This window comes from Dietzia sp. (assembly GCF_036741115.1).
Taxonomy (GTDB): Bacteria; Actinomycetota; Actinomycetes; order Mycobacteriales; family Mycobacteriaceae; genus Dietzia.
The window spans coordinates 1-7,961 of sequence record NZ_DAINST010000106.1 but is presented as its reverse complement, the minus strand read 5'-3'; the positions used below and the strand labels follow the sequence as shown (position 1 = coordinate 7,961).

Annotated in this window: 10 protein-coding genes; 8 read left to right on the top strand and 2 right to left on the bottom strand. The window is 69.2% G+C overall.

Features of this window, described 5'->3' with window-relative positions; genetic code table 11:
• Positions 1-1,009 (bottom strand): NAD(P)H-quinone dehydrogenase (locus V7E05_RS13010; protein WP_333620067.1); only part of this gene is annotated, 1,009 nt, incomplete at its 3' end.
• A 318-nt stretch (positions 1,010-1,327) separates the two neighbouring features.
• On the opposite strand from V7E05_RS13010, the gene V7E05_RS13005 reads away from it, so the two are divergent.
• Positions 1,328-1,921, top strand: coding sequence for a gamma-glutamylcyclotransferase family protein (locus V7E05_RS13005; RefSeq protein WP_333620066.1), 594 nt, complete (start codon positions 1,328-1,330; stop codon positions 1,919-1,921).
• A 46-nt stretch (positions 1,922-1,967) separates the two neighbouring features.
• Here the strand turns inward: V7E05_RS13005 and upp are convergent, their stop codons facing one another.
• Positions 1,968-2,591, bottom strand: a complete 624-nt coding sequence (gene upp / locus V7E05_RS13000; protein ID WP_333620065.1) for a uracil phosphoribosyltransferase — start codon at positions 2,589-2,591, stop codon at positions 1,968-1,970.
• 214 nt (positions 2,592-2,805) lie between these two features.
• Between upp and V7E05_RS12995 the strand changes: the two genes are divergently transcribed.
• From V7E05_RS12995 to V7E05_RS12965, 7 genes are all read left to right on the top strand, one after another.
• Positions 2,806-3,192, top strand: coding sequence for a type VII secretion target (locus V7E05_RS12995; RefSeq protein WP_333620064.1), 387 nt, complete (start codon positions 2,806-2,808; stop codon positions 3,190-3,192).
• The gene (locus V7E05_RS12990) at positions 3,189-4,394 is read left to right on the top strand and encodes a C40 family peptidase (RefSeq protein WP_333620063.1); all 1,206 of its coding nucleotides are present in this window, start codon (positions 3,189-3,191) and stop codon (positions 4,392-4,394) included. The genes V7E05_RS12995 and V7E05_RS12990 overlap by 4 nt, the downstream gene beginning before the upstream one ends.
• Positions 4,394-5,275: a hypothetical protein gene (locus V7E05_RS12985; RefSeq protein WP_333620062.1), complete on the top strand. Its 882-nt coding sequence runs from the start codon at positions 4,394-4,396 to the stop codon at positions 5,273-5,275. Before V7E05_RS12990 ends, V7E05_RS12985 begins: the two co-directional genes overlap by 1 nt.
• A gap of 10 nt (positions 5,276-5,285) precedes the next feature.
• Positions 5,286-6,518 (top strand): primosomal protein, encoded by a 1,233-nt coding sequence (locus V7E05_RS12980; RefSeq protein ID WP_333620061.1) that lies wholly within the window; start codon positions 5,286-5,288, stop codon positions 6,516-6,518.
• Positions 6,519-6,831: 313 nt separating this feature from the next.
• On the top strand, positions 6,832-7,245 hold the full coding sequence (sdhC, locus tag V7E05_RS12975; RefSeq protein ID WP_333620060.1) for a succinate dehydrogenase, cytochrome b556 subunit: 414 nt from the start codon (positions 6,832-6,834) through the stop codon (positions 7,243-7,245).
• Positions 7,246-7,260: 15 nt separating this feature from the next.
• Positions 7,261-7,692: a succinate dehydrogenase hydrophobic membrane anchor subunit gene (locus V7E05_RS12970; protein ID WP_333620059.1), complete on the top strand. Its 432-nt coding sequence runs from the start codon at positions 7,261-7,263 to the stop codon at positions 7,690-7,692.
• A gap of 106 nt (positions 7,693-7,798) precedes the next feature.
• On the top strand, positions 7,799-7,961 hold a 163-nt coding region (locus tag V7E05_RS12965), incomplete at its 3' end, for an FAD-binding protein (RefSeq protein ID WP_333620068.1).

Sequence of the window (7,961 nt, the reverse complement as noted above, 5' to 3'; positions counted from 1 at the left end):
GCGCGTGGTACATCGCGACGCGCCCCTGCATCGCGGCGACGGACGCAAGCGGGAAAAGGTCCGTGCAGTCGCCCGCCGCGTAGATGTTCGGCACGGCGGTGCGCGAGACGCGATCGACCGGGATGTGCCCGCTCTTGAGCGGCTTGATGCCCACCGTCTCGAGCCCGAGGTCCTGGGTATTGGGGATCGAACCGACGCACATGAGCGCGTGCGAGCCCGTTACCGTCCTGCCGTCGGACAGTCGCACGATGATCCCGTCCTCGTGGTGCTCGACCACATCGGCGCGCGCGTGCTTGACCAGCGAGACGCCGCGCTCGGACAGTGCCTCTTCGAGCACGAGCGCGGCGTCGGCGTCCTCGTGCGGCAGCACGCGGTCGCGGCTCGAGACCATGGTCACCTTGACGCCGACCTCCGTGAACGCCGAGACGAACTCGGCGCCGGTGACACCCGAACCTACGACGACGAGGTGCTCGGGAAGCTCCTCGAGGTCGTACACCTGACGCCAGGTGAGGATGCGCTCGCCGTCCGGGCGCGCGTCGGGGAGCACGCGCGGGCTGGAACCGGTGGCGATGAGGACGATGTCCGCCTCGATCGTGAGGAGGCGGCCTCCGTCCATCGTGACCTCGATGGTGTGCTGGGCGAGACCGGGCTGCGGGTCGACGATCTTGCCCTTGCCCTGCAGCAAGCGGACGCCCTCGCGCTGGAGCTGCGAGCGGATGTCCGCGGACTGTGCCTGCGCCAGCGAGCGCACCCGCGAGTTGACCTGGTCGAGGCGGTAGGAGCGCGGGTCGAAGTGCATCTCGACGCCCATCTCCTGCGCCCGGCGCATGTCCGTGCGAACGCCGGTGGTGGCGATAAAGGTCTTCGAGGGGACGCAGTCGTAGAGGACGCAGGCACCGCCGATGCCGTCCGAATCCACCACGGTGACGTCGGCGCCGTACTGCGCGCCGACGAGGGCCGCCTCGTATCCGGCGGGCCCGCCACCGAGGACGACGATTCGAGTGGACACGGCGGGTACCTCCATCGGGTAGCGGATTCGGGACTCGTTCCCGCGCCGGCGACCGGTGGGTCGCGGCGGGAACAGCGTGGCGGGCCGAGGGAGCCAAGGGCGCACGGCACGGCGGGATCGACCGCCGGCGAACGCCCATGGAACCCGGTGCACCCGAGCAACCCGGCAACACGGGCGCGGACCGGCACGGGCCGACCGCTCCGCGTGTCCGGGCACGCACGGTTTCGGCCACCAATTTAGACGAGTTACCCGCGATGGTGTCGGCCGAGGGGCGTCGGCCGGGAAGCGCCCTCGGGCGCGAGCAGTAGTCTGGGCATCGTGCCGATGTATGCCGCGTACGGAATGACCATGGACCCCGACCACATGTCGGTCCGCGCACCGCGCTCCCCGATCGCCGGGACCGGCTGGCTGCGCGGCTGGCGGCTGACCTTCGCCGGCGGCAGTGCGAGCGGCCCCGGCCCCGTCTCGGACGTGGGAGCGCTCGCCACCGTCGTCGAGGATCCGCGTTCGAGCGTCTTCGTCGTGCTCTACGACATGACCGACGACGACGTGGCGATGCTCGACCGCTGGGAGGGCACCGATCGGATCGCGGCGCGACGGCTGCGCGCCCGGGTACGGCGGCTGCCGAATCTCCCCGCAGGACCGCCGGTGGACGCGCAGTTCTCGGAGTTCACCGTGTCGTCCGACGTCACGGGCGGGGTATCCGGGGCGGACATCGGCGGCGCCACGCTCGAGCCCGACGGCGAGGACGTGCTCGCAGCATTCCACGTGCTCGACGCGTTCGAAGGCGGCATGCCGCGGGCGGTGTACCTGGGTCAGCTCGCGGACGCCGCCGAGGCGGCCGGAGCGCCCGCCGAGTACGTGCGTGCGCTGCGGACGCAGCCCTGCGCGCCGGGCGGCGCGCAGGGCTGAGGGAGCAGATCGCGGAACCGGGCGACGGCCCCTGGAAATCGGGCCCCTAGCGGGGTCCGAACAGACGGTCGCCGGCGTCGCCGAGCCCGGGGACGATAAACGCGTTCTCGTCGAGGCACTCGTCGACGGAGGACGTGACCAGCGAGATCGGCAGGCCCGACTCGTCGAGGGCGGCGATGCCCTCGGGCGCGCAGAGCACGCAGATCGCGGTGATGTGCCGCGCTCCCCTGTCGACGAGCTCCTGGCACGTGGCGATCAACGAGCCGCCCGTGGCGAGCATCGGATCGAGGACGAACACCTGCCGCTCGGAGAGATCTTCCGGCAGCGAGGCGAGGTACGCCTCGGGGACGTGCGACTCCTCGTTACGCGCCATCCCGACGAAGCCGATCGAGGCCTCGGGGACGAGCCGCAGCGCCGCGTCGAGAATGCCGAGGCCGGCGCGCAGCACGGGAACGAAAATGATGTTCCGGTGCACGTAGGTGCCCGTCGTTTCCGCGACGGGCGTGGTCACGCCGACTTCGTCGAAATCGAGATCCGACAGCGCCTCATAGGCGAGCATCTGGCCGAGCTGCTCCATGGCGCTACGGAAACGCGCCGTGTCGGAGTCGGCATCGCGGACGATGCGGAGGCGGTCGGCGACGAGCGGGTGGTCGATGACTTTGGGGTCCACGCCAGCAAGTGTGGCACGAGTGTGATTGCGAGTGCGGACGGCCTCGGGAATGGCCGCCCGTATGCCCTCGTGAAGTAGTTCGAAGGAATCTCTGCCGCGAGGGGAACCGGAAGGGCGACGGCGTGCGTCGTGATGAGTGGCGGCCCGAGACCGTGGGCCCCGGCTGCCGGCCTCCAGCCGGCGGTACAAGTTCGAGCCATACCGAGGAGCCCGCGTGCCCGATCCCAACACGAACCCCGCGAGCCCGCCGCCGGCGTCCGGTGGCGGGGCACCCATCACCTCCATGGACCCGCAGGCGCTCGCCTCGGTCGGCTCGGACCTGCAGCGAGCGGCGGCGGCAGTCCAGGAGGGGCTGTCCGCCTACGAGTCGATCCCCATCGAGGAGCTTTCCGTGGCGCTCGGTCCCGTCGGTGGCGAGTTCCTCGCGGCCTTCGATGCCGCGACCACCCGCCACCGCGATCTCCTTGCGCACAGCGCGCGCTGCGTCGATGCCGCCGGACGGCTGTGCAGTACGTGCGCGCGCTCGTACGAATCGCTCGACGCGTGGGGCGCCGGTGCGCTCACCGCGGCGGGACCGGGCGCGGGCCAGGCATTCGTATGACGGCACCGCTCCCCCTCCCCGGCCTCGCCGCGATAGCCTCGCCCGTCGGCCAGGCGCAGGCGCTGCTCGGCGCGGTGGGCGCCGTCGCCCCGGCCGAGAGCGAGGTGCCCCCGGGCCTCGGGCGGCAGCTCGGCGCCGCGATGGAGGTCCTCCCCGCCGCGATCTCGTTCGCCGAGACCGCCTGGGAGGGCGCTTCGGCCCTCGGTGCGCAGGAGTCGCTGGCCACGGCCGCGAGCACGCTCGTCGATCTCGGCACCTCCGGCGTGGAGATCGCCGGGCTCACGCACCAGGCGGCCGTCATCGTCATCGCAGGAGCGGCCGAGGTCGCCTCTATCGCCGCCGGTTTCGCCACGAAGGCGGCGGCGTTGTTGCCCGCCGCGCTCTCTCCGCCCGGACAGATAGCGATCGTCGGGCTCGCCACGGAGGCGCTGTCCGCCGCGCTCGCGGTGGTCGAGCGGGTCAAGGCCGAGCTCGCGGGACCCACCGCTCGAATGTGGGCGATCGCCGCGGAGCTCGGCACTGCGCCGCGGGCCCGGGTCCCGGGTACCGAATCCCCGCTCGGCGACAGGCAGGTCGCGTATGAGCTCGCCGGTTACGCCTCGGGCGGGAACGCCGGCGGCGAGGGCGCGGTCTCCGGGGAGTCCGTGGCGCCCGGCGGATCTGGCGTGGCGGGTGTGGCCGGCGGCGCCGGATCACTCGCCTCGGTGGCGGGCGCCGGCGGCGATATGGGCTCGGGTTCGGATTCGAGCGCGGCCTCGCATTCGGGTTCGGCGGCGGGGGCGGGCTCGCTCGATCCCGCCGGCGGGACGGCCGTGACGTTGCCCTCCGGCTCCGTGGTCACGGCCCCGAATCCGGAGGCGGCCGCCGCCGTCACCAATGCGCTCGGTCAACAAGGTGTCCCGTATTCGTGGGGCGGCACCACGCCCGGCGTGGGCTTCGACTGCAGCGGACTCGTCCAGTGGGCGTACGGGGAGGCGGGGGTCGAAATCCCGCGGGTAGCCATCGACCAGCAGGTCGGGCCGAGCGTCCCGCAGGACGAACTCCTGCCGGGAGATCTGGTGGTATGGGACGGTCACGTCGCGATGTTCATCGGCGACGGTCAGATGGTCGAGGCCGGGGATCCCGTCCAGGTCTCGGGCCTGCGCACGGACAACATCGGGATGCAGTTCCTCGGCTTCTACAGGCCATCGGAGGCGAACTGATGCGCGCGATGGGATTGGACCTGCGCGCCGGTGCGGCGGCGCGGGATGGGATATATGCCGGCGTCACCGAGCCTGCCGAGCCACCGGTGCTCGCCGAGGATTCGGCAATCCCCGAGTACCCGGGCCCTCTAGAGTTCGTGTGCCCGCGCACGGGGATCGTCGTGCGGATCTCTGCCGATTCCCTCCCGCTCGGCATGCGTATCCCGCCGGAGATCTTCCAGCTGCCGCTTGTTCATATCGAGACCGCCCTGGTCACCGCGCTCTCCGGAGCGGCCACGGCACTTCACGCCGAGCTCGCGGGGCCGGATCCCGACCAGGGCGCGGAGGACGAGTTCCCCTCAGGCGAATACGCGGATGGCGAAGGCCGCGACCGGTTCGAGGAATTCGAGTGGTTGGAAGAGTTCGATCGGTTCGATGAGCTCCCGGAGCCGGCGGGACCAGGACGGCCCGGGGCGGGCGGGAACCTCGTGGGTCCCGGAGATCCCATGGGCACTGCGGAGTTCGCGCCCTGCCTCGACAGGCTCCACTCTGTCGCCGACCACCTCGCCTCGGCGCATCATGCCCTCGTCTCCGGCAGCTTCGAGGCGGAGGCACCGGGTGGGACGGTGCGGGTCACGGCGAATACGGCGTCCGCCGTCACGGGCGTGGCCCTGCGCACGGATTTCGCTGCGGAGCGAATGGACGTCGCCGCCGCGGAAATCGCCGCCACTGCGGCCGCCGCCGTTGGGGCGGCCAACGAAGAGCGGGCGCGGATCATCGGGAGGGCGCTCGGGGACGCGCTACTCGGCTCGCTCGGGACACCGCCTCAAGCATCGCGCCAAGCACCGTCCCCGGGAAATCGAAGCAGATCCACAGGGGCACCAGCCGTACCAGACAGTTAAGCTGTTCGGCATGGCCAAGGACATCGTTCCCGTTTTTCTCGGTCTCCCCACCGGAGACGTCACCACCCTTTGGGCACCCGAATGGCGCGAGGACGGTGAGACCTGGGAGGCCTTCCTCGGCGACGGGGACGACCTCTACGGTTTCGCCGAGACCGCGGAGCTCATCGCCTTCGTCCGCTCGGGGAAGCAGCACGACCTCGACGACCATCCCTCGTGGGCCGAGCAGGAGTCCGCAGGAGTTCCCGAGTTCGAGGCGGACGAGGACCACAGCTTCGACCTCGTCGGTGTTCCCGAGCTGCTGAGCAAGAAGCCCACCGAGTCGAGCGTCGACGAGATCGACGAGGCATTCACCATCGCCCGCTCGATCGGCGAGGTGTGCGAGCTAAGCGATGTCATCAAGTTCTTCGACGGCAACCCGATTCTGGCCAAGGTCACCGGCGGGTACGACAACTTCGCCGACCGAGAGGGCATCAAGGACTGGAAGCAGATCCGCAAGATCGTCTCCAAGGGCTGGGACGACGTGCTCGACGCCATCGACGGCATCCTCGCCTCACCCAAGGTCGACGAGGCGGCGAAGAAGAAGGCTGCGAGCGAGCTCGAGTCCGCCCACGAGGCCGCCGCAGCCGAGAAGAAGGCGCGCGAAGAGCGCGCTGCCTCCCTCGTCGACTCCGAGTACTCGAAGGGCTCGATCTGGGTCTCCGCCGGCATCGATCCCGTGCGCATCGTGCTGCCCGACGGCGACGCGCTCACCCTCCGCTGCTACCTCGGCGAGAAGCCCGTATTCCTCGGCGACCGCGATTCGGTGTTCACATTCCCCAACGCGCGCTTGCTCTCGCGCTTCCTCGCGGACAACGACGACGACACGCTCTCGCGCGTCGAGACGTACGATTCGATCAAGGCCGCTGCGGTCGATGGTTCGCTCGACGTCGAGGTCACCGATGCGAATACGTACGTGCTCTCGGGGCTGGCCGACGACATCCTCATCGGTCCCGCCGAGGTCGACCGCGACCAGCTCGATCTCGCCGTCGAGCTGGTACTCGACCTCGCCGCCTACCTCGACGACACCGAGCTCGCAGGGCCCATCAAGAAGGGCGGCCCGCTGCGCCGTTACGTCAACTACACGTTGTCCCCCGAGGACACGACGCTGCTCGAGCCCGAGGGCCCCTTCGACGAGGAGTTCGCCGACTGGCGCGACCTCGTCAAGAATGTTGATGATGTCCTCACATCTCCCGAGGAAGAGTGACGGATCCCACAAGCGGGCACCCCTCGAAAAGGACGGCCCCCGGCACTGCATCAAACATGCAGTTCCGGGGGTTTCGTATTGGAGATTCTCACGTTTCCCCTTAGGCCAACCTAATCGTTTTTAGGTGCCCATAATCAAGCCGAAAATGGGTCCCCAACTGTGAGTTCTCGCCCCCGGGGGGCTATTGTTTCGGTAAACCTACATCGATGCCACTTTGTGTGCGCGGACGCCGGAATCCGGTCCCTATGAAAGTTCTTAGAACTCATCCGAGACCGCCCGACTCCGCGGGAAATGACGGAGGCGCCACAATCCCATGAGTGCTACCCAGGTCCGAGCCGATGCGCCGGAGGCGCGGGGCAGGAAGCTTTCGATTTACAAGGGCGATCCCGGGATGTGGTCCTGGGTCCTCCACCGCATCTCCGGTGTGGCGCTCTTCTTCTACCTGTTCGTCCACGTGCTCGACACCTCGATCGTGTCGTACAGCCCCGAGACGTACAACGAGATCATCGACACGTACAAGACGCCGATCGTCGGCCTCCTCGAGATCGGCCTCGTCGCGCTCGTCCTTTTCCACGCCTTCAACGGCCTGCGGATCATCGCGATCGACTTCTGGTCGAAGGGCGTCAAGTACCAGCGTCAGATGCTGTGGGTCGTCGTCGGCCTGTGGGTCGTCGTCTTCGCCGGCTTCGCGTCCCGTCAGCTCGTCATCCTCTTCTCGAACCTGTAAAGGAGAACGATCCCCATGGCAGAAGCACCAGTTCTCCAGACGTCCTACGACCGTCCGGCGTCACTCGCCCAGCCGCGCTCCCCGCGCCTGCGCTCCGGCGGCAACTTCGAGCGCACCGCGTGGCTCTTCATGCGCCTCTCCGGCGCGGCGCTCGTCGTGCTCGTCATTGGCCACCTCACGATCGGCCTCCTCGTCAGCGATGGCGTCCACCGCATCGACTTCAACTACGTCTTCGAGCGCTGGCAGACGCCGTTCTGGGGGACGTGGGACATCCTCATGCTCTGGCTCGCGCAGCTGCACGGCGCGAACGGCGTCCGCGTTGTCATCGCCGACTACGCCCGCAAGGACTCGACCCGGTTCTGGCTCAACATGCTGCTCCTGGTCGCCACGGTCCTCATCCTCGCCCTCGGCACTTACGCGCTGATCGGGATGGCTTACCACGTCTAGTCCCGGCCACGCGGGCCGCGCTGGAACGCGCGGGGCCCGCTCCCGGAGACCCGAAGACATAGACGACATCGTCACGAAAGTTTCGAAAGCGAGAAGACCAAAGGCCATGACAGAACGTCCGGTACACCAGCATCAGTACGACGTCGTGATCGTCGGCGCCGGCGGCGCGGGCATGCGCGCGGCCATCGAGGCCGCCCCCCGCGTGCGCACCGCCGTGCTCACCAAGCTCTACCCGACCCGCTCCCACACCGGCGCGGCGCAGGGCGGCA